The 21,454-nt window shown below is 42.9% G+C and carries 16 protein-coding genes; 7 read left to right on the top strand and 9 right to left on the bottom strand.

Annotation, left to right across the window (positions count from 1 at the left end; genetic code table 11):
• Positions 1 to 312: 312 nt before the first annotated feature.
• Together ABWT76_RS25050 and ABWT76_RS25045 are read right to left on the bottom strand one after the other, a co-directional pair.
• Positions 313 to 594, bottom strand: a complete 282-nt coding sequence (locus tag ABWT76_RS25050) for a hypothetical protein (RefSeq protein ID WP_156331509.1) — start codon at positions 592 to 594, stop codon at positions 313 to 315.
• Positions 595 to 624: 30 nt separating this feature from the next.
• Entirely contained in the window at positions 625 to 4,563 is a 3,939-nt protein-coding gene (locus ABWT76_RS25045) for an EAL domain-containing protein (RefSeq protein WP_354635117.1), read from the bottom strand.
• Positions 4,564 to 5,203: 640 nt separating this feature from the next.
• Between ABWT76_RS25045 and acnB the strand changes: the two genes are divergently transcribed.
• From acnB to ABWT76_RS25015, 6 genes are all read left to right on the top strand, one after another.
• Entirely contained in the window at positions 5,204 to 7,810 is a 2,607-nt protein-coding gene (gene acnB, locus ABWT76_RS25040; protein WP_054464891.1) for a bifunctional aconitate hydratase 2/2-methylisocitrate dehydratase, read from the top strand.
• Between the two features lie 226 nt (positions 7,811 to 8,036).
• Positions 8,037 to 8,507 (top strand): DUF29 domain-containing protein, encoded by a 471-nt coding sequence (locus ABWT76_RS25035; RefSeq protein WP_054464738.1) that lies wholly within the window; start codon positions 8,037 to 8,039, stop codon positions 8,505 to 8,507.
• 73 nt (positions 8,508 to 8,580) lie between these two features.
• Positions 8,581 to 8,688, top strand: coding sequence for a DUF29 domain-containing protein (locus tag ABWT76_RS25030; protein ID WP_231636589.1), 108 nt, complete (start codon positions 8,581 to 8,583; stop codon positions 8,686 to 8,688).
• Between the two features lie 16 nt (positions 8,689 to 8,704).
• A complete protein-coding gene (locus ABWT76_RS25025; protein WP_231636604.1) occupies positions 8,705 to 8,803 on the top strand; it encodes a DUF29 domain-containing protein in 99 nt (32 codons plus the stop codon).
• Between the two features lie 370 nt (positions 8,804 to 9,173).
• A complete protein-coding gene (locus ABWT76_RS25020) occupies positions 9,174 to 9,698 on the top strand; it encodes a serine protease (RefSeq protein WP_054464737.1) in 525 nt (174 codons plus the stop codon).
• A gap of 27 nt (positions 9,699 to 9,725) precedes the next feature.
• Positions 9,726 to 11,822, top strand: a complete 2,097-nt coding sequence (locus ABWT76_RS25015) for a tetratricopeptide repeat protein (protein WP_054464736.1) — start codon at positions 9,726 to 9,728, stop codon at positions 11,820 to 11,822.
• Between the two features lie 235 nt (positions 11,823 to 12,057).
• On the opposite strand, the gene ABWT76_RS25010 is transcribed toward ABWT76_RS25015, so the two are convergent.
• From ABWT76_RS25010 to ABWT76_RS24980, 7 genes are all read right to left on the bottom strand, one after another.
• Positions 12,058 to 13,593 (bottom strand): hypothetical protein, encoded by a 1,536-nt coding sequence (locus ABWT76_RS25010; RefSeq protein ID WP_354635116.1) that lies wholly within the window; start codon positions 13,591 to 13,593, stop codon positions 12,058 to 12,060.
• Positions 13,594 to 13,616: 23 nt separating this feature from the next.
• The gene (locus tag ABWT76_RS25005) at positions 13,617 to 14,945 is read right to left on the bottom strand and encodes a DNA cytosine methyltransferase (protein WP_054464734.1); all 1,329 of its coding nucleotides are present in this window, start codon (positions 14,943 to 14,945) and stop codon (positions 13,617 to 13,619) included.
• 311 nt (positions 14,946 to 15,256) lie between these two features.
• Complete coding sequence (locus tag ABWT76_RS25000; RefSeq protein ID WP_231636588.1) at positions 15,257 to 15,538, bottom strand: hypothetical protein; 282 nt, start codon at positions 15,536 to 15,538, stop codon at positions 15,257 to 15,259.
• Between the two features lie 81 nt (positions 15,539 to 15,619).
• Complete coding sequence (locus ABWT76_RS24995; RefSeq protein ID WP_054464733.1) at positions 15,620 to 15,919, bottom strand: DUF433 domain-containing protein; 300 nt, start codon at positions 15,917 to 15,919, stop codon at positions 15,620 to 15,622.
• 253 nt (positions 15,920 to 16,172) lie between these two features.
• Positions 16,173 to 16,424, bottom strand: coding sequence for a hypothetical protein (locus tag ABWT76_RS24990; protein ID WP_054464732.1), 252 nt, complete (start codon positions 16,422 to 16,424; stop codon positions 16,173 to 16,175).
• A gap of 239 nt (positions 16,425 to 16,663) precedes the next feature.
• Positions 16,664 to 19,183 carry a phosphoenolpyruvate synthase gene (gene ppsA / locus ABWT76_RS24985; protein WP_054464731.1) on the bottom strand — a complete coding sequence of 840 codons (2,520 nt, stop codon included), beginning with the start codon at positions 19,181 to 19,183 and terminating at the stop codon, positions 16,664 to 16,666.
• A 490-nt stretch (positions 19,184 to 19,673) separates the two neighbouring features.
• Complete coding sequence (locus ABWT76_RS24980) at positions 19,674 to 19,931, bottom strand: hypothetical protein (RefSeq protein WP_190877052.1); 258 nt, start codon at positions 19,929 to 19,931, stop codon at positions 19,674 to 19,676.
• Positions 19,932 to 20,077: 146 nt separating this feature from the next.
• On the opposite strand from ABWT76_RS24980, the gene ABWT76_RS24975 reads away from it, so the two are divergent.
• A complete protein-coding gene (locus tag ABWT76_RS24975; protein ID WP_054464730.1) occupies positions 20,078 to 21,229 on the top strand; it encodes a DUF262 domain-containing protein in 1,152 nt (383 codons plus the stop codon).
• Positions 21,230 to 21,454: the final 225 nt, after the last annotated feature.

The following is a 21,454-nucleotide window of genomic DNA, read 5'->3' as shown; positions in this document are numbered from 1 at the left end:
GCATTTTTAATTGGAAACGGTATTATTAATAGGGATTTAATTTTGACAAGTAACCTATCACCAAAGGACAACCAACTAAAAACTAATAACTAATAACTAACAACAATCAACTAACAACCAACAACAAACAACTAACAACAAATAACTTAAAAATCCAAAGTCATGGTTTCCAAATAATAGCCCGGTTGAGCATCTTTTGGTTCTGATTTTTTTTCAGCCGGGGACTGAAGCGGGTCTTGAGTTGTTTCGGCTTGAGTGCGTTCGCTTTCCGGGGAATTACCCTTAATTTCATGGGCGGATTTGTCTAGAAAATCAATTTGTTCGGCGATCGCTTCTAGTCGCTGATAAATAGTAACTTTTCGCTTTTCTATGGCTTGTAATTCTTGTTTTAGACGCTTTTTTTTCTACAGCCAGTTGATAGATTTCTAGGTAAGTGGTTGCCTGATTGCTTTGCCGAGGCATGGTGCTGATTTTAGGGCGAATGATTCGGCTGCTGGTGAGCGATCGCATCTGGAAACTCTTGACAATGGATAGGGAACAGGGAACAGGGAACAGGGAACAGGAAATAGGAGATAGGAGATAGGCAATAGGCATTAGGGAATAGGGGAAAATGGGGAATCATATTCAACCCTGGATTGACCAGTGGGATGGTTTTAGCAGTAAGTGAGAAGCAGCTACGCGATCGAGTGGTTTAGAGAAAAAGTATCCTTGACCTAATTCGCAGTCGAGCATTTTCAGTTGTTGAAGTTGCTCGGAGGTTTCTAATCCTTCTGCCGTGACATCCATCCCCAAAGCATGGGCTAAGGTGACAATGGCTTGGATAATTTTGCGGTGTTTACTTTCCTGATGAATTGAGTTAACGAAAGAACGGTCAATTTTTAAGGTATCCAAGGGAAACTGGTGTAAGTAGCTTAGAGAAGAATAACCAGTCCCGAAGTCATCCAGGGACAACAAAATTTGTCTTTTTCTCAGTTCTGAGAGAGTTTCTAGGGCATATTCCATATTTTCCACGATCGCCGTTTCCGTGATTTCCAGCTTCAAACTGTATGGGCTGACACCGGTTTCGGCGAGAATTTGATCTACTAAGTGAATCAAATCCAGTTGTAAAAATTGTTTGGCCGACAAATTAATACTCATGGTTAGCTGATCGGCGGATGTGGCGTGGTTATTGACTAGAATCGATTGCCATTCCTGCAATTGGCGACAAGCTTGCCGCAAGATCCACATCCCCAGAGGGATAATTAAACCACTTTCTTCCGCCACCGGAATAAATTCTGCGGGAGAAATGAAACCGCGTTCTGGATGATGCCAACGCACCAGGGCTTCAAAGCCTTTAATTTTGCCGGTGCGGAGACAAACGATCGGCTGATAAGCTAACCAGAGCGCATTACTGTCGCCGCTTTGCACCGCTTCAATTGTATGACGCAGTTCATTTTCTAAGTTTAAGCGAGCGAGTACCCGGTCGTGCATGGCTTTATCAAACACCGCGTGTTTGGCTTTGCCGCTTTGTTTTGCCCGATACATGGCAATGTCGGCGTCCCGCAATAGATCCGCCGAACATTCGTAACCCATTGAACTGAGGGAAATGCCGATGCTGCCGGAAATAAAGAATTCGTGACCTTTTAGGGTAAACGGTTCTTGGAGTTGTTCGTGAATTTGTTCGGCAACTCGAATCGCATCATGGGTATCCTGGATATCTTCTAACAGAATCACAAAATGATCGCCGCCGATCCGCGCTAGAGTATCGTTGGGTTTTAAACAACTTTGTAACCGTAGGGAGATGACGATTAAGAGTAGATCGCCGACCGCATGACCCAGGCTGTCATTGACCACTTTGAACCGATTCAGATCCAGGAATAATAGGGCGAACAAATAACCTGGGGTTTGCTGGGCTTTTAAATCGGCTTTTTGTAAACGTTCAATCAGGAGAGAACGATTGGCCAAACCTGTTAAGGGGTCGTGATACGCTTGATGGGTTAGTTGTTCTTCAACTTTTTTGCGATCGCTAATATCCGTTTGAATGCCGATAAAGTGGGTTAGTTGATTTTGGGCGTTATAGACCGGGGAAAGTTGTAGTTCATTCCAAAATAAGCTGCCATCTTTCCGATAGTTTCGCAAGACAACAGTGCAGTCTTTTCCTTCTTTAATGGCGGCTCGTAATCTGTCTAATTCTGGTTGATTCCGCTCTGATCCTTGCAAAAATCGGCAGTTACTTCCGAGTACGTCCGCCGCCGAATATCCAGTGATTTGTTCAAAGCCCGGATTGACATAAACCAGTCGATTATTGTTTCTAACGTCGGCGATCATGACCCCATTTTTACTGGCAGCGATCGCCAGTTCTAACATTTTTAAGCGTTCTGCTTGTTCGCGGCGATCGCTAACATCTCGTGAATTCACCACGAACCCATTAATTTTCGGATCGTCTTGCCAATTTCTGCCGATTGATTCTAAATAAACCCAATGACCATTGGCATGACGAAATCGCAATTGAATTTCTCCCTCTGAACCTGGATTTTGCAGCGCTTTGACAAAAATGGCCGAAATGCGATCGCGCTCTTCTGGGTGAACATAATCAAAGGCATTATCCCCCACTAAATCATCCGGATCGTAGCCTAAAATTCGGGTAATTGACGGGCTTTGATAACGAATGATGCCATCAGGATCTAAAATTGTGATAATATCTGAGGAATTTTGCACCAGGGATTTAAACCGTTGTTCACTATTAATTAAAGCATTAACGGCTTTCTTTTCCTCAGTAATATTCAAAATAATCAAACAAACGGCTATCACCTGACTCTTTTTATCATAAACCGGATGATAGTTTATTTTAAACCAATACTCTTCTCGGTTTATTCCTTGAATATTTTTTTCTTCTTCTAAAAATTTTCCTTCTAAAGCATCGGCAAAATATTGAGCAAAATCGTCCAAAGTTAGATCATTTTTTAAGCAAAAAATTATAGAATCACCCTGATGAATTTCTTTTTGCCAAATCCCTTGAATAATCTGACTGGCTGCGGGGTTGAATGCTTGAATTTTATAGCATCGGTCAATTAGTAAAATTCCTTGAACTGAAGAATCAAAAATAGCTCTTAAGTTGGCTTCAGATTGAATCAACGCGGATTCCGTTTGTTTGCGATCGGAAATATCCGCAATCGTCCCCATAATGCGGACATCGCGATCGCTCAATTCACAAACAATGTTGGCATCACAAGCAATCCAACGGATTTGGCCGGTTGAGGCATGAATAATGCGATATTCTACATGGTATTCTGTACCTTCGGAAATCGCGCAGGCGATCGCCTGTTCTACCTGCGGGCGATCTTCTGGATGAATCCTTTGCAGAAAAATGCTGGCAGACCCTTGGCTCAGATGCAGGGGAAATCCCAAAATTCCGGCTACTTCTTTCGACCAACTAATCATCCCCGTAGCCAAATCCCAATCCCAAACTCCCTTATGGGCTGCTTTCAAAGCCAGATGTAACCTAGCCTCATTTTCCATCTGGACTTTGGCTACTTGGTGTCGTTCCAATTCAGCAGCAGTTCGGGCGGCGAATAGTTTTAAAATGGAGTGTGATCGGGGATTCAATGAGAAAACTTTATCATCCAAAATCGACATCACCCCGATGGTTTTTTTGCTGCTATCGAGTAAGGCAATTCCGTGATAACTTGAAGACCCGACCCATTGTTGCATACTCTGAAGTTGAGGAAATTTTTCCCTGACTTCTTCCGTACAAATAAACTCACCGATTTTCAGGGTCATTTCACAAGGGGTTTCGGCAATCGGGTATGTAAATTTTGATTGTATTTGTCCATGTTCGCTAAAAGCAAGTACCTGTAACTGATCTTGCTTTTTGCCAATTAACTCAGAAATCATTACATATCGCAGACCGAAAACTTCGCTTAAATAACGAACACATTCGGAGAAAAAAGCCGTGCCAATAACTGAAGCGGTTCTCTTTACTAAAGTTTGCAGAGTCTGCTCTGATTCCCGATTGATTTTGACCGGGCTAAATGTCATCAGTAAGAAGCGATCGCCCTCAAAACTGAGAAGTTTTGCCGACATTGCCACCCATTTAGAAGTTCCATCCGCTTTCTGGACTTCTATTTCATAATCAGTCACTTCACCTTTTGTTGTCAGGATAGCTTGCCATTTTTGATAAATTTGAGCATCAGGATAAATCTCCCAGAGGTGAAGCCCCAATATTTCTCCGGGACAGGAATTAAACTGCTCACAGTAATGGCAATTAGCGAATAAAATCACCCCATCCGCCACTCGACTAATCAGCAAAGCAACCGGCATGGCAGCGGCGATCGCCTCCAATGACCCTGGCAGCGATAATGATAACTCTAATGGTGGGTTTATCGATCCACCTTCTTTGTTTCCTGCCACACAGAATTCTTCCTGTAATTTGTCTTGCTTATGTTGTATAGATGTTTCACCAATAAAACTTTTACTGGTCTTGGCTAATTTACGAAGATGATTTCCTTTGCGGAATTCCCGTTTAACTCTGGTCTGAAAATCTTTGGACATCCATCCGAAATTATCTTGGTTTTTAGAAAACATTAACAACCACCTAATAACATTTTGTTTACTGACAACCTGCGATGCCCTGATATCCAAACACACAAATAATATTGGCAGTGCCCGGACTTGTGTGTAAAGTTTAAAAAATTTTTCATATTATCTCTTAATAAAAGATAAAAATTAGCAATTTTTTGTTAAGTTTTAGCAAATTTACCCCAACCGATCAAAATCATTCTCAGTAATTTCATATCCCTCCCGCCCCACCAAGAGGGCGATCGACCCTCGGTTTCTGGTTTTGTTTTCTCTGTTACTAAATCTTAGGGGCGATTGGCGATCGCTGACTTGGCGTCGTTAAAATGATTATTTATTAGTTATTGGTGATTGGTTGTTAGTTATTGGTTATTTTCTCAAGGACAAATCACCAAGGACAAATCACCAAGGACAAATCACCAAGGACAAATCACCAAGGACAAATCACCCAGGCAGAATGTTGAAATCTGATAACTTAAACCTAAGAAACTGTAAGGATGAAGGCTGAATGATGCAAGATAAGAATAAAGTTCAGTAGTTAGCGCCCTAGCCTGATTCAAGAGGGCGAATCACCGATCGCTCATCCCTAACAGCTTTCGATCTACCGATCAAATTAGTCTTTAATGACCCGGAAATGGAGAGTTATTTTATGTTGGAATCATATCGTCAACAGGTTGCACAACGGGCAGCTTTAGGCATTCCGCCGTTACCTTTGAATGCGGAACAAACTGCCGATTTATGTGAACTCCTGAAAAATCCGCCCCCAGGGGAAGAAGATATTACGCTGCACCTGTTGCGCGATCGCGTTCCCCCTGGAGTAGACCAAGCAGCTTATGTCAAAGCTTCCTTCCTGACTGGCATTGCCAAAGGGGAAATTTCCAGCCCCCTGGTTTCGCCCCTAGAAGCGATCGAACTCCTGGGGACTATGATTGGTGGCTACAATATCCAATCCCTGATTGACTTATTACAGGTATCCGATGAAACCTTGGCGAATAGCGCCGCCAAAGCCCTCAGCAAAATAGTCCTAGTTTACGACGCTTTCAACGACGTATTAGAACTGTCACAAACCAACCCCTACGCCAAACAAGTGGTAGATGCGTGGGCTGCGGCGGAATGGTTCACCAGCCGATCGCCCTTAGCGGAAAGCATTACCGTCACCGTGTTTAAAGTGCCTGGGGAAACCAACACCGACGACCTATCCCCAGCCCCTCACGCCACCACCCGACCGGATATTCCCTTGCACGCTTTGGCCATGTTGGAATCCCGGATGCCCGACGGTCTAGCCACGATCGCCGAATTAAAGAAAAAAGGCCATCCCGTCGCTTATGTGGGAGACGTGGTGGGGACGGGTTCTTCCCGCAAATCCGCCATTAACTCCGTGTTGTGGCATATTGGCGATGATATTCCCTTTGTCCCCAATAAACGGGGCGGGGGCTATATCCTGGGAGGTGCGATCGCGCCGATTTTCTTCAACACCGCTGAAGACTCCGGCGCCCTACCCATTGAATGTGATGTCACCAAAATGGAAACCGGCATGGTCATCACCATTCATCCCTACAAAGGGGAAATCACCAACGAAAATGGCGAAGTCATTTCCACCTTCAAACTCAAACCAGACACCATCACCGACGAAGTTCGCGCAGGCGGTCGGATTCCTTTATTAATTGGTCGTAGTCTCACCGACAAAACCCGCGCCGCTTTGGGCTTAGAACCCAGCAACCTATTCATCCGTCCCGTCCTGCCTGCGGACACCGGCAAAGGCTTCACCCTCGCGCAAAAAATGGTGGGCAAAGCTTGCGGACTGCCCGGAGTTCGTCCCGGCACTTCCTGCGAACCCATAATGACCACCGTCGGATCTCAAGACACCACCGGCCCGATGACTCGCGACGAACTCAAAGAACTCGCTTGTCTCGGTTTCTCCGCAGACCTGACCATGCAGAGTTTCTGCCACACCGCTGCCTATCCCAAGCCGGTGGATATCAAAACCCATAAAGAATTGCCTGATTTCTTCTCCACTCGCGGTGGGGTAGCCCTCCGTCCGGGAGATGGCATCATTCACTCCTGGTTAAACCGGATGTTATTGCCCGATACCGTGGGCACCGGAGGCGACTCTCACACCCGTTTCCCCTTGGGAATTTCTTTCCCGGCAGGTTCCGGGTTGGTGGCATTTGCCTCTGCCTTGGGGTTGATGCCCTTGGATATGCCCGAATCGGTCTTAGTCCGGTTTACGGGTGAACTGCAACCGGGCGTCACCCTGCGGGATATTGTCAATGCCATTCCTTATGTAGCCATCCAAAAAGGTTTATTAACCGTGGAGAAACAGAATAAGAAAAATGTTTTCTCCGGGCGCATTATGGAAATGGAAGGATTGCCAGATTTAAAAGTTGAACAAGCTTTTGAATTAACCGATGCTACGGCGGAACGGTCTTGCGCTGGGTCTACCATTAAGTTAGGTACTGAGACGGTTTCTGAGTATATGCGATCAAACATTGCCCTATTAAAAAATATGGTCGCACGTGGTTATCAAGATGGGCGAACCATTATGCGCCGGGTCGCTAAAATGGAACAATGGTTAGCCAATCCAGAATTAATGTCGGCGGACGCTGATGCGGAATATGCAGAAATTTTAGAAGTCAATCTCAACGAGATTAAAGAACCAATTGTTGCCGCACCCAATGACCCGGATAACGTTAAATTAATGTCCGAATGTGCCGGTGATACAATCCATGAAGTTTTCATCGGTTCTTGTATGACCAATATCGGCCATTATCGCGCTGCCGCCAAAGTATTAGAAGGGGCAGGGCCGGTGAAAGTTCGCCTGTGGATTTGTCCCCCCACTCGCATGGATGAAAAACAACTGCGGGAAGAAGGAATGTATGGCATTTTTGCCGCTGCCGGAGCCCGCACCGAAATGCCCGGATGTTCCCTTTGTATGGGCAACCAAGCGCGAGTTGAAGATGGGGTAACGGTGTTTTCTACCTCTACTCGTAATTTCAATAATCGCATGGGTAAAGGCGCACAAGTTTATCTTGGTTCCGCCGAATTAGCGGCAGTTTGTGCCCTGTTGGGACGCATTCCCACCGTTGAGGAATATATGGAAATTGTCGGCAAGAAAATTGACCCCTTTGCGGTCGATTTATATCGCTATCTCAACTTTGACCAAATTGCAGGTTTTGAAGATGAAGGTCGCGTGATTCCTCTGGAACAAATGCCCAAAATTGAAGATATTTTAGGCATCCCCGTGGGCGCTAAGTAATCCGATATTTGGTAGCCTGTAGGGTGTGTTAGGCGGGCGAAAACTTTTGCTATTTTAGCAAAGTATTCGTTCCCGCCGTAACGCACCGAATTAATCAGCAAAAAATTGACTAAAATGCTTGCGCCCAAATAAACCTCGGAATTGTAGAAAAAATTTTATAATTTGGTATAAATTATAAAAAAAACGTTTAATTTGAGCAAAAATTAAAACATTTGGAGAAATCAAAATGAGACAGAGTTTAGCTGATTATGCAAAAATTAAGGACACAAATAATCTTTACGAACAAGATTATTTGCAATGGATAGAAGCCACTTTACAACAATTGCGCGATCGCAATTATGAAAAGGTGGATTGGGAAAATTTGTTAGCAGAAATTGAAGATATGGGCAAGCGCGATCGCCGTAGCTTAGAAAGTAATCTAGTGATTGTTTTATTGCACCTGTTAAAATGGCAATTTCAACCGGAACATAGAACTGGTAGCTGGTCGGGAAGTATTGCTGAACATCGCAGAAGAATCGCCAAGTTATTAAAAGATTCTCCCAGTTTAATCGCCTATATTGACAGCATTTTTTCTGGATGTTATGAGGATGCTAGAGAACAAGCTTATTTAGAAACTGGATTACCCCAGGAAACCTTTCCCATAGACTGTCCCTATCAAATTGCTGATGTACTCGATCGCCAGTTTTGGCCAGAGTAGGGACTTGGGCCAGCCGTGTCCCTACCACACTTAATCTACTGTAGTCATAAAATTATGTTTCACAGGTAGAACTATGACATTATCTCAAGTTAAGCAAAAAACTCTTTACGACCAAGATTATTTGCAATGGATAGAAGCCACTTTAAAACTATTGCGCGTTGGCGGAGCCTACCGTAGGTAATCGCAATTATGAAAAGGTGGATTGGGAAAATTTGTTAGCAGAAATTGAAGATATGGGCAAGCGCGATCTCCGGATATTTGAATTTATTTCCCCCAGAATGTCCTTATGCCGTTGAGGAAATATTAGATGATGATTTTTGGCAATAAAATTAGCAATTAGCCGGTAGGGTGCGTGATTACTGGCAAAAATTTTTGCTATTTTCAGTAAAATATTTTTCACCTCCTAGACGCTTTTTTTAATAGACCTCTGACAAAATAACGGATCGATACCCCCAACCGTTCCCGCGTTGCGGATATATGAGGATCAAGCGCTAATCGGCTTTGAACGAATAATGCTCTGAATTGTCTAATGTAATCCGGTCATACAACACCGCCCTGGTTCAGTCAGTAGAAAATTGCTATAATTTATGAATTACTTCGCGGGAATGACAATGGTTCATTTAAAACGGTTTTAACAGTTATTTTCGGCAGTCAGGAGCAATAAAAATGATCAAATGGCAAAAAATGGGGATAGTTTTTGCTTGCCTGGTAATTGGCGGAATTGGTGGCTGTTCTGTGGTAAAAAATGATGGGCTTGATCTGCCTTTGGGTCAGGAAGCGATCGCCAAAAAAGGTAAGGAATTCACGGTGATTATTGATGGGTGCGGTGCCGGGTCGGGGGCAATTGTTAAGCGAGAAAGAAATACTTATTCGGTGCTGACTGCCTATCATGTGGTGGAAAAGAAGGATTTGAATTGTTTAATTATTACTCCAGACCAAGAAACTTATCAGGTGAAAGGAGATACTATCACCAAACCTGTGGCGGATGTGGATTTAGGGGTGCTGACTTTTACCAGTGATAAAAATTACCCAGTGGCGAAATTGGGCGATTCAGAAAAGGTGGTAGAAGCAACCAGCATTTATGTTCTCGGTGTTCCTGGTAGTAGTGCAGCAATTTCGCATCGCACGGTGTTATTTAATTCAGGCAAGATTACTGGTAGAGTACCGGAACCGAAGAATGGTTATATTTGAATTTATGATGCGAATACTCAACCGGGTATGAATGGCGGGCCGGTGTTGAATCACCGAGGGGAAATTGTCGGGGTTCACGCAAAAGGCGATCGCGATGAAAAGGGCATAGAAAATAGCTGGAATTTAGGGATTCCCATTCAGATATTTATCAATCCAGAAACTTACGCGAATCTGAAACAACAAGAAAAGAAAACTGCTAATGATTATTACAGTCAAGGAATCGCTTTTTTCCATGAAAAAGATTATGCCGCCGCTTTGGGATCATTGGACGAAGCTATAAAACTCGATGCCAATATGGGCAAAGCTTTTCTCCTTCGGGGAACGGCTCATTATTTTCTAGATAACACAGAAAAAGCGATCGCTGATTATACAAAAGCGATCGAACTAAATCCACAAGATCCAGCGAATTACAATCTTAGAGGTAATGCCTATACGCGGTATAATATTAATAAAGATAATTTAGAAAAAGCGATCGCTGATTACACAAAAGCGATCGAACTAAATCCACAAGATCCGGCAGCTTATAAAAATCGTGGTTCGGCATACCAGTTGTTGAATGGGTTGTACAAAGCTAAAGATAGTTTAGATTTAGCGATCGCTGATTACACAAAAGTGATCGAACTAAATTTACAAGATGCGGCAGCTTATAATAGTCGTGGTTGGGTTTACTCAGAATCAAAAAAATATGATTTAGCGCTGGCTGATTACACCAAAGCGATCAAAATAAACCCACAAGATGCGGCGGCTTATAATGGTCGTGGTTGGGTTTACTCAGCATCAAAAAAATATGATTTAGCTATGGCTGATTACACCAACGCAATCGAACTAAATCCACAAGATGCGGCGGCTTATAATAGTCGTGGTCTACTTTACTTGGAATCAAAAAAATATGATTTAGCGATCGCTGATTACACCAAAGTCATAAAACTAGAGCAAAATTATTTTCATGCTTACGAGAGTCGGGCTAAGGCATACAAAGAATTAAAAAAATATGATTTAGCTATAGCCGATTACATTAAAGGGGGTGACTCCTACTATGGCTTGAAACAATATAAATCAGCGATCGCTAATTACACGAAAGCGATCGAACTCAATTCCAAATATGCTGAGGCTTACAATCTTCGTGGTAATGCCTATTTTTGCTCACAAAAATATGATTTAGCCATAGCTGATTACACCAAAGCCGTAGAACTGGATCCTAAATTTGCTTGGGCTTACAATAATCGGGGTAATGCCTACTATAATTTACAAAAATATGATTTAGCCATAGCTGATTACACTAAAGCCATAGAACTGGATCGGAACTATGTTAATGCTTACAATAATCGGGGTAATGCCTACCAAGACTTAAAAAAATATGATTTAGCCATAGCTGATTACACCAAAGCCATAGAACTGGATCCGAACTTTGCTTGGGCTTACAATAATCGGGGTAATGCCTACAAAAACTTACAAAAATATGATTTAGCTATAGCTGATTACAACAAAGCCGTAGAACTGGATCGGAACTTTGCTTGGGCTTACAATAATCGAGGTAATGCCTACAAAGACTTACAAAAATATGATTTAGCCATAGCTGATTACAGCCAGACTATCAACCTGGAGCCTAACTATTCTTTCCTTTACAATAATCGAGGTTTGGCCTACGATAACTTACAAAAATATGATTTAGCCATAGCCGATTACACCAAGGCCATAGAACTTGATCCTAACTATTCTTGGGCTTACAATAATCGGGGTTTGGCCTACGATAACTTACAAAAATATGATTTAGCCATAGCCGATTACACCAAGGCCATAGAACTTGATCCTAACTATTCTTGGGCTTACAATAGTCGGGGTAATGCCTACAAAGAGTTACAAAAATATGATTTAGCCATACCCGATTACACCAAGGCCATAGAACTTGATCCTAACTATTCTTGGGCTTATTATAATCGGGGTGATGCCTACAAAAACTTAAAAAAATATGATTTAGCCATAGTCGATTACACTAAGGCCATAGAACTCGATCCGACCAATTTTGATGTTTACAATAACCGGGGTGATGCCTACAAAAACTTAAAAAAATATGATTTAGCCATAGCCGATTACGCCAAAGCCATAAAAGCGGTTTTTGACTAAACTCATCCTTACTATAGTCTGGGTTTGATTTCTGATACCGCTTGCAATCAAAAATCCAATAATTTAGGCGCGAGGCGACCACTTACTTAGGGCAGTCCCTACATCGGATTGCCCCTACTAATGCCCAAATTAAGGTCGTAATTGTAGCAATAATTTTTGATGCTTGGTATAACAAAACTAAAAAAACCCGCTATCAAGCGGGTTAATCTTAATAGTGCTTGAAGAAACCCGATTTCTAGGTTTCTGCCAAACCTTCGTCACAAAGCCAGCGAATATCTCTGGGAAAAACCGTTGGATCTGTCCAGTCTGTTCTCAAACTGGGAGCAAGATTAAGGGATTTCGATACGAGATCGTCTAACTTCATACTGTGACAAGATCCATATCCGGGAATCATTAACGAACCTGTCAATTTTTGACTTGTCGATCCGAGTGAATTTCCAAATCCAGCCACCACATCCAAAAGGAAATACCTTCTAGCGATTGTCCGTCGTTCTGGAATGAGTGACAGTACCCCATTATCTAATCTAATTAAACCACGTTGAATACAATCCTGCAAACATCTGTCAATTTCTTCCCGACCGTAATTTTCTGCTAATAGAATTTGATAGAGAGATGTCACTGTGCGATCGCTGCAACGTATAATACCATGTTCTAAATCCAATGGCACCAAAAAACCTAACTGCTGGAGTTCCCGACGTAGCCGAATTGCCGCAGTTCTTACCTGAAAAAATGACCCAGTGTTCGGCATTTCCAACAGCTTTTTTAAGTCGCCATTTAGAGATGAAAAATATCCTGCCCCATCAACATATTCTACAAACCGAGCATCTGGGGCGATTTTCAGCACATATTCACGAGAAGCCTTTGTTTGATCCACATTTTTATGGGAAACGCTACCTGAGTCACCCGCGTAAAACTGACATTGAATGAATATTCTTTTGCCCCAATTCCCTGTCCATTGGGGAGTCTGGTAAGGCAAAACAAAATCATAAGCCCGTTTTTTTTCTTTTTTATTTGCATTAACAGATGTCAAGTTAACATCTGTCGTATTATAATCAATATTTTCTCGGAGCCCCCATTCTGCGAGTCGTTGTCGGAGTAGTTTCTCTGGTTCGTGACCCCCGGACGCGGCAACCGAACCGCGCACTTGAAATATCACTAATGGAGTTAAAAGGTCGCGCTCTTTTTTAAACTCTTTGAGCATAAAATAACTTCGCCCAATACTCCATAGCTGAGAAATGCAAGAGTCATCATTTAAAAGAAAGTTTACAAATTCCTGCAATAATCTTTTTTGCTGGTCTGGATATGCCCTCAGACTCGCCACTCGTTTCATGTAAGTTTCCGCTGTTAAAACTCTAGGAATTTTTTGTAAAACTACCTGAGATTTATTCTGAGTTTCCCTTAACTTTGGGAATTTATCCCAACGCGCTACATCCCGCAAATATAAAGGTAATTGACATTTTGCATTATTATCAGATTTACCTGTCACCAGGAAAAGAACGGCTGAGAATGCCTGAAGATGTGTTTCTGCTTCTGTTTGGGTTTTACTGTTGATAAAATTAATAAATTGCTCGGCGATCGCCTCTGGGTGACAATCTTCTAATCGTTGAAAATTTTGTGTCGCCGAACCGATTATCTCCAAAATATTAGCCACGATATCTAATTCTTGATGAAAGCGATCGCTATCTTTAATGTCTGCCAGACATGGCGTAATCCATAAATCAAATTCTGCCAACCAGAGAGGGATATTTTTTTCTGCAATCGGGAGTTTCATTTTGAGCTATCTAAAAAATAATTTTATTGAAAAAACTGTAAAGTAGCCGCCGCTAATTTGATTGACAGGGGTGGAGGAACCGCATTACCGACCAAACGATATCCCGCAACTAAATTTACCTGACTCTCGCTATTTGTAAACTTAAAACTTTGCGGAAAACCTTGGAGAGTTGCACATTCTCGCAGAGAAAATGGTCTATTTTTTAACGGATGCAAAAAATAACGGGGATTATGGAAATTTGTCAGCACTGTGGGCGCGGGTTCTGACCAAAGCGGTCGCTTAAATAAGCCGGAACAGAACATCGCCCCTTTTAAGTCGTATTTTTCCTGGGTTTCTTTTAAATAATTTTTCTCCATTAAACATAAAATTTCCCGGTTTATCTCCATTAATCCAGAAAGCTGTTCGATTTGCTTAATAGATAAGGGATTACCATTGGGAAGATTGCCATATTTTTTATGTCGGCGATGTCGAGATATCGTTTCTAAAATAATTCTTTCTCGTTCGGTTACAGGATGAAAAACTTCGGGAATTTCCCAGGTATAAACCGAGGTGGGGGCGTGTCTAACGTTACAAAGCTTTTGTCCAGGTTTAATGGCGGAAAAAATTTTTTCATATTTTTTCGGCCAATTATAAGTCACTTGGTGGTCGGGGATGCGATCGTCAATTTCAATTAAATGAGCGATCGCCTCTCCGATCGTTCTTGGTGGTGGCAACAAAGATTTCCCATGATGATTACCAGACCAATTAAACAGTGGCAATTGCTCAATATTGGTTTCCGGTAGCTTAAATTCTCCTGAACGGGTTTTAACTGCGTGAGTAGGAAATGGCCAAGGAAATTGATGTTGAGCGGGTTGGCGAATTCCCACAAAAAATATCCGACGGCGATGTTGTGGAACCCCAAAAGCAGCCGCATCAAGTAAACGATATTCTACACCGTAGCCAATTGCTTGGAAATCTTGAATAATTTTCTGGATATATGACCCGCCAAAGTTTTGAGAAATTCCATCTACATTTTCCGCAATAAAAAGAGCGGGACGAAGATGATTAATGGCCTCAAGCATTTTCAAATAAAGCCCATTGCGAACATCTTCTGCTTTTTTCGGGCCAGCTTTAGAAAATCCCTGGCAAGGGAATCCTCCCAAAACAATATCGCAATGACTCAGCTTGGCAATATCAGCCTGAAATTCCGCCGAGGTTACGTCTCTCAGGACGACATTTTGATCGACATTCCGGGCATAACAATCTATGGCAGCAGGGTCATTATCACAAGCATAGAGTAAATCAAACCCAGATTGCTTGAAACCGATATCCAAGCCGCCACAACCGCAAAATAAACTGACAATACTTTTCATTCTGATGCATAAGACGCATAATTTATTGACGATGCTATTTTAAGCTATTTTAAATTTTCGCGATCGCATTACTCACATTCTCATCCAGTAAATTCAGCCAAATGTAGGGTGTGTTCGCGGAAAGATATAAACAATTAACTCCTATTCCAGCCGTAACGCACCACTACAACAAAATGTAGCACCACGGTTTTGGAGGATTACTGGTTTTGGTGGGCTACGACGCGGAATAAAGGCGATCGCTTTTATGCCAAAATCACTGCCGCGTCTCGTCCCACCCTACGAAGGACTTTTTTATTGTCAGCATGGTAAATTCAGGAAGCCCAACAAGTGCGATCGGGAAAATTGCCTGCTTTCCAATGTTGACGTAACTTGACTTCTGCTCTCAGTAAAATATCTTGATAATTATCACTACCTATCGCTTCAATTTCTTGAAATATTCCCTGGTGTTTATCAAGATGAATTTTCCCTAAATGTTCTGAGTCAATGCCAAAATTATAAGTAACTCCATGTTCATCTTCATTGACTTTAATCAACATGACATAAAAAGCCATAAACTCATCCTCAAATGTCATTTTATTGTAGGGGATAAGCATGACCGCCGATAAATTCCTGCTGAAAAACCGATATTTTTTCCGGTCATGCTTCGCCCTTACTTTGCGATCGCTTCATATAATTCAGGTTATTTTGGAAATCAAAGATGGTCGATCGCCCTGTAATTGTTTAGCCAAAGCTTCACCCTCTTCAATCTGCTGTCTAATTTCTTCTCGATGATCGTGATAATAGGTTAAAGCGGCATAAACATCCGCTAAAGTAATACTGGGATGGTGATAGATAATTTCATCTGGTGACATTCCCATTCTTTCATGCCAAATGACAATATCTTGAACTTTGATCCGATGTCCGGCAATCCGGGGTTTTCCCCCACAGACACCGGGAGTAATTTCAATGTGTTGTGCGATCGCGACTGATGACATAAATTTTGAAAAATAATCGTCAAGCTAAGTATAGCATTTTTATAACTTGATTATGGGATACTACCGTGTATCTTATTGCAACACTCTTGATTAACTAAAATGTATATTGATGAATTGCCCACCCTACAATCAAACTGGTTTTGCTGGGCTAGGACTGAGCATATTTTCTTGAAAATTGTGCAATTGCTTGGGGATTTTGGTTATTAATAGCGATGCAAATGTTAGTGTCTAGTAGATACACAACAATTTCCCCTTATTTTTCCAAAGCTTCTAGCTTTTTCTCATAAGCGATCTGACGTTCTCTCTCGATTTCTGCCATAGTTTGCACAAAATCTTCTCTTCCTTCCCAGGGACGCTCTAAAAATTCTTTCATTTTTTCTAACTTTTCCTCAATGGTCATAGTCTCAACTGGTTTAACTTCGATCGCCACTTGAGTCCCGTCTGGAATATTGGGATTTTCTGAAAGTTCAATAGTATTGCCATGTTTAATGCCGGTTAATTTCATTATGCAGACCTCCGATAATTGAGCAGCATTTTGATTATAGCTTAGGCGATTCACAGAAAAAACCACAAAGACACGGAGGTCACAAAGGAATAAAAAACCCGCCGTCGAAGGCGGGTTAATCTTAATAGTCCGTCAGTAGGGGCGATTCGCGAATCGCCCCTACAAAGTAGGGTGGGCAATTGAAAATTGATTCACCAATGGTTGAATGTAATTGATGAATTGCCCACCGTACAAGCTAATTACTTGTTCATCGATTCTTCTAACTTAGCGATGTCGAGGAGAGTCTTCATCACAGAGTCAGGGTTCAAGCTGATAGAATCGATACCCAGTTCAACCAGGAAGCGAGCAAATTCGGGATAGTCGGAAGGTGCTTGTCCGCAAATACCGATCTTGCGACCATTGGCTTTGGCTTTTTGGATCACCATCGTCACCATATCTTTAACCGCTTTGTTGCGTTCGTCGAAGATATGAGCCACTAAGGAGGAGTCACGGTCTAGACCCAAGGTTAACTGAGTCAAGTCGTTAGAACCAATGGAGAAGCCGTCGAATACTTCACTGAATTGGTCAGCGAGGATGACGTTGCTGGGAATTTCGCACATCACATAGACTTGCAGGCCGTTTTCACCGCGCTTCAAGCCATATTTTTCCATCGTTTCGAGCACTTTGCGACCTTCGTCGGGGGTGCGGCAGAAAGGAATCATCGGGATAACGTTGGTCAGACCCATGTCATCGCGGACTCGTTTCAGGGCAACGCATTCCAAACCGTAAGCTTCCGCATAAGTCGGATCGTAGTAGCGAGAAGCACCACGCCAGCCGATCATCGGGTTTTCTTCTTTGGGTTCAAATTGCTTACCACCCAAGAGGTTGGCATATTCGTTGCTCTTGAAGTCGGACATCCGCACCACTACTGGGTTGGGATAGAAGGCAGCGGCGATCGTGCCGATACCATGCGCCAACTTGTCTACGAAGAAGTCTGGCTTGTGGGGATACAGCTTGGTCAGTTCGGCGATTTCTTTCTTGACTGCTTGATCTTCGAGTTTGTCGAAGTGAATCAAGGCCAATGGGTGAGCTTTAATATGGTTGGCAATGATGAACTCGAAGCGAGCTAAACCAACGCCATCGCAAGGCATGGAGGATAGACCAAAGGCTTCTTCGGGGTTGCCCACGTTCATCAGAATCTTGGTCTTGGTGGTGGGCAGGTTGTCGATTGGGGTTTCGATCACTTCAAAAGGAACTAAACCGTTATAGACTTTGCCTTGTTCACCTTCAGAGCAAGAAACGGTGATTTCTTGACCTGTGGTGACTACATCAGTGGCATTGCCGCAACCAACGATCGCGGGGATTCCCATTTCACGAGCAATAATGGCTGCGTGGCAGGTACGTCCACCTTGGTTGGTGACGATCGCGCTGGATTTCTTCATAATCGGTTCCCAATCCGGGTCGGTCTTGTTGGTGACTAAGACTTCGCCTTCTTGGAACTCAGCGATCTTATGGACATCCATGATCACGCGAGCTTTACCTTGGCCGATCATTTCACCAACTGCGCGACCTGTAACGATCACATCGCTGGTGCCATTGAGCTTGAAGTTCTTGATGACGTTACCAGATTTCTGGGATTGTACGGTTTCGGGACGAGCTTGCACAATGTAGAGTTCGCCAGTAATCCCGTCTTTCGCCCATTCAATATCCATTGGGGTGTACTTGCCCCGGGATTCGCTGTAGTGATCTTCAATGATGCAGGCCCATTTTGCCAAAGTCAGGATTTCTTCATCGTTGATGCAATATTTGTCGCGATCGGGTTGGGGAACTGGGACGTTCTTGGTGAGCTTAGAACCGCCGACATCATAGACCATCTTGATTTCTTTGCTGCCCAGGCGTTTTTCCAGAATTGGGCGTTTGCCTTCTTTCAGGGTGGGCTTAAACACAAAGTATTCGTCGGGGTTGACTGCACCTTGTACCACGTTTTCGCCTAAACCGTAGGCAGCGGTAATCAGGGCAGCATTCTTAAAGCCGGTTTCTGTATCGATGGAGAACATCACCCCAGAGGTGGCCATGTCAGAACGGACCATTTTTTGCACGCCCACGGACAGAGCAACGCTGAATTCGTCGAAATCAGGGCGTTTTTCCGCATATTGGTGCCGATAAGAAATGGCGCGATCGGTGAACAAGGAAGCGAAGCACTTGTGGCAAGATTCTACTACACCCTTGACACCGTGAACGTTCAGGTAGGTTTCTTGTTGACCGGCAAAGCTGGCATCGGGTAAGTCTTCAGCAGTTGCGGAAGAACGAACGGCTACGTCTAGGTCGCTGCTGAACTTCTTGCATTCTTCTTGATATTCTGGGCCAAAGCGTTCGCAGAATTCATAGTTTTGGCCGTAGGTTTCGCACAACTTTAAGTAGGCTGCCGCGATCGCTTCTTCTAGTTCTTTGGGGAATGGGGTATTCATCACCATTGCCCGTGCTTGCTTGCCCCGTTCCCGCAGGTTGTTCACATCATCCAGGTCTAAGTCAGAGAACAACTTACGCAGTTTGGCTTCTAATCCAGCTTTTTCGATGAAGTAGCGATAAGCATAAGCGGTGGTCGCAAAGCCCGTGGGAACTTTGACGCCCTTGGATCCGAGTTGTTGGATCATTTCACCCAAGGAGGAGTTTTTACCCCCCACGAGAGCCAAATCCGCTAGACCGACTTCCTCGAAAAATAGGACAAATGCTGTCTCTTTAGAGCTTTTTGATTGTTGTTGCGGAGCAGACGTTACCATAGATTTATTCCTCTGTTGTCTGTCATCTTATTAGACTTTTTTGTCAAATGTCTTTTGTTTGACTTGCACAGTTTTGATTATAAACACAGAATTCACCAGAAAAACATTAAAAAAACCTTAATATTACCATATTTTAAATATTATCAACCTTCCATCTTAACACAGTTTTTTAGAATAATTGTTATGAGATTTTAACTCTAGGCTCAATGTAACAATTATTCGCAAATCACCAGTAATTGATCCATAAAGCTTAAGAAAATTTACTGAAATTTTAACCAAAAGCTTAAAAATGCAACAAACCTTCATTAACTTAATTAAATTCCCGTGACGCTGACGATGGTGGGGCGGTCGAACCATCAGGGTATATCTCAATGAAAGCAGAAAGTCCAATTCTGGGCTGGCTTTTCGGCAGCAACGGGCAACCGCCTCCCACGGGTGCGGCGCGGGGGAACAGTACGGGAGCCTCAATTGATGGTTGATTAAGAGTTGATTAAGAGCAGTTAAGGATGTTTAGCCCAAGGGGGCGATCGCCCCGAAATCGTTGGACGATCTCTAGCCAAGGAGAGGATGATCGGGGATGTTGCTGAATTATATCTAGCCCGGTGCTGACTGACTGTGCGATCGCCCCACCCAGGATGCGTACCCATCCGTCAAGAAATGCGAATATCGGCGAAATCAGCGAAATCAGTGATGGGCGATCGCCTATCACAAGGCGGTAATCTATCCGTAAATTGCTTGCAGACTTCAATATGCGATCGGGTAACTGTTAAAGTGGATTACCATAGGTGGCGGATCAATCCTGGATTTGTATCCCGATCAGAGTAAAATTCTATCGACTAAACAAATATCTGACCCCCCTATAAAAATTCAAACCTGTGATGGCGGAGGAACGTAATGTTAGATAATTCGGCTCGGGCGATGGAAAAAGAAATCGTCACCAAAGAAGAAGAAGAAAACTTTGAAATGGAAGAAGAGGAGGAATTTCCCGAACTGGACATTCCGGTTCAGCAGCGGCATCTCCTCACCCACCCTTATGACTTTATTATTCGTTCCCTGAAAGCACAAGTTGATGATGGTAGCCTGATTTTGGCGGACAAATTCCAGCGGCGTCAAGTCTGGGACTTGAGTAAGTGCAGTCGATTAATTGAATCCTTATTGTTGAATGTACCGATTCCGGTTTGCTATTTTGCCGAATTAGAGGATGGTTCTTATAGCGTGATTGATGGTCAACAAAGACTCACGGCCATCTATCAATTTTTAACCAATAAATATGCGCTTAGAGGCTTAAAAGTTCTCCGAGAATTAAATCGGAAAAGCTTTAAAAATTTAGATGTTGCTTATCAACGGTATATTTATTCTCGGACGATTCGTTGTATTGTGATTGTCAAAGAATCTCACCCGGATATTAAATTTGATGTATTTGAAAGATTAAATAGCGGATTTGTTGCCCTGAATGCCCAAGAACTTCGCAATAGTGTTTATCGCGGAAAACTTAATGATTTAATTTTAGAACTTTCGGAAGATGAGCTTTTCCAGAAAACTCGCAATATCAAGGAAATTGATAAACGCATGCGAGATTGTGAATTAATTCTCAGGTTTTTTGCCTTTCATTATGCCTTGAAAGATTACCGGGGCAACCTGTCTAGATTTTTGGATCATTATCTGGAAAAAGGCTCTCATTTTGATGACGCCACTATCCAACAGCATCGAGACTTATTCATGCGGGTGATTGGCGATGTCTATGAAGTATTTGATAATCGGGCGTTTCGTCGCTATACTTTTGAGAATGGCTGGGAAAATGCCATCAACCGAGCTATTTATGATGTGATTATGTTGTCCTTTGCTTCTTTGAAGTCTGAGGCGATCCGACCGAAAAAAGCGGCGATCGCGGAAGCCCTGCGAGAAGTTTGTGAGGATGCGGAATTCAATGAATCGATTACTTCATCCACCAAAAACAAAGACCGGATTCAAATGCGCTTAGATAAGTGGCGCAATAAGTTGTTACAAATTGGTCTAGATGTTCCCTATTTTCAGGTAGGACAATAATTCTGAATTGTTGTTGGTTGTTGTAGGGTGTAGGGTGTGGGGTGTAGGGTGTAGGGGAAGAGACGAAAGAGGAAAGACGAAAGACGAAAGACGAAAGACGAAAGACGAAAGACGAAAGACGAAAGACGAAAGACGAAAGACGAAAGACGAAAGACGAAAGACGAAAGACGAAAGAGGAAGATTCTCTCTTTTCTTTTCTCTCTTTTCTTTTCTCTCTTCTCTTTT

The organism is Planktothricoides raciborskii GIHE-MW2, from assembly GCF_040564635.1.
GTDB lineage: Bacteria > Cyanobacteriota > Cyanobacteriia > Cyanobacteriales > Laspinemataceae > Planktothricoides > Planktothricoides raciborskii.
Note: the sequence above shows the minus strand (reverse complement) of the source record. Positions and strands in the feature narration are given on the sequence as shown.

What these genes read in the sequence shown, in the direction of transcription:
- ABWT76_RS25050 (WP_156331509.1), bottom strand. Translation starts at nt 594, where the DNA reads ATGCCTATTGCCTATCTCCTATCTCCTATTTCCTGTTCCCTGTTCCCT.
- ABWT76_RS25045 (WP_354635117.1), bottom strand. Translation starts at nt 4,563, where the DNA reads ATGTTTTCTAAAAACCAAGATAATTTCGGATGGATGTCCAAAGATTTT.
- acnB (WP_054464891.1), top strand. Translation starts at nt 5,204, where the DNA reads ATGTTGGAATCATATCGTCAACAGGTTGCACAACGGGCAGCTTTAGGC.
- ABWT76_RS25035 (WP_054464738.1), top strand. Translation starts at nt 8,037, where the DNA reads ATGAGACAGAGTTTAGCTGATTATGCAAAAATTAAGGACACAAATAAT.
- ABWT76_RS25030 (WP_231636589.1), top strand. Translation starts at nt 8,581, where the DNA reads ATGACATTATCTCAAGTTAAGCAAAAAACTCTTTACGACCAAGATTAT.
- ABWT76_RS25020 (WP_054464737.1), top strand. Translation starts at nt 9,174, where the DNA reads ATGATCAAATGGCAAAAAATGGGGATAGTTTTTGCTTGCCTGGTAATT.
- ABWT76_RS25015 (WP_054464736.1), top strand. Translation starts at nt 9,726, where the DNA reads ATGAATGGCGGGCCGGTGTTGAATCACCGAGGGGAAATTGTCGGGGTT.
- ABWT76_RS25010 (WP_354635116.1), bottom strand. Translation starts at nt 13,593, where the DNA reads ATGAAACTCCCGATTGCAGAAAAAAATATCCCTCTCTGGTTGGCAGAA.
- ABWT76_RS25005 (WP_054464734.1), bottom strand. Translation starts at nt 14,945, where the DNA reads ATGAAAAGTATTGTCAGTTTATTTTGCGGTTGTGGCGGCTTGGATATC.
- ABWT76_RS25000 (WP_231636588.1), bottom strand. Translation starts at nt 15,538, where the DNA reads ATGCTTATCCCCTACAATAAAATGACATTTGAGGATGAGTTTATGGCT.
- ABWT76_RS24995 (WP_054464733.1), bottom strand. Translation starts at nt 15,919, where the DNA reads ATGTCATCAGTCGCGATCGCACAACACATTGAAATTACTCCCGGTGTC.
- ABWT76_RS24990 (WP_054464732.1), bottom strand. Translation starts at nt 16,424, where the DNA reads ATGAAATTAACCGGCATTAAACATGGCAATACTATTGAACTTTCAGAA.
- ppsA (WP_054464731.1), bottom strand. Translation starts at nt 19,183, where the DNA reads ATGGTAACGTCTGCTCCGCAACAACAATCAAAAAGCTCTAAAGAGACA.
- ABWT76_RS24975 (WP_054464730.1), top strand. Translation starts at nt 20,078, where the DNA reads ATGTTAGATAATTCGGCTCGGGCGATGGAAAAAGAAATCGTCACCAAA.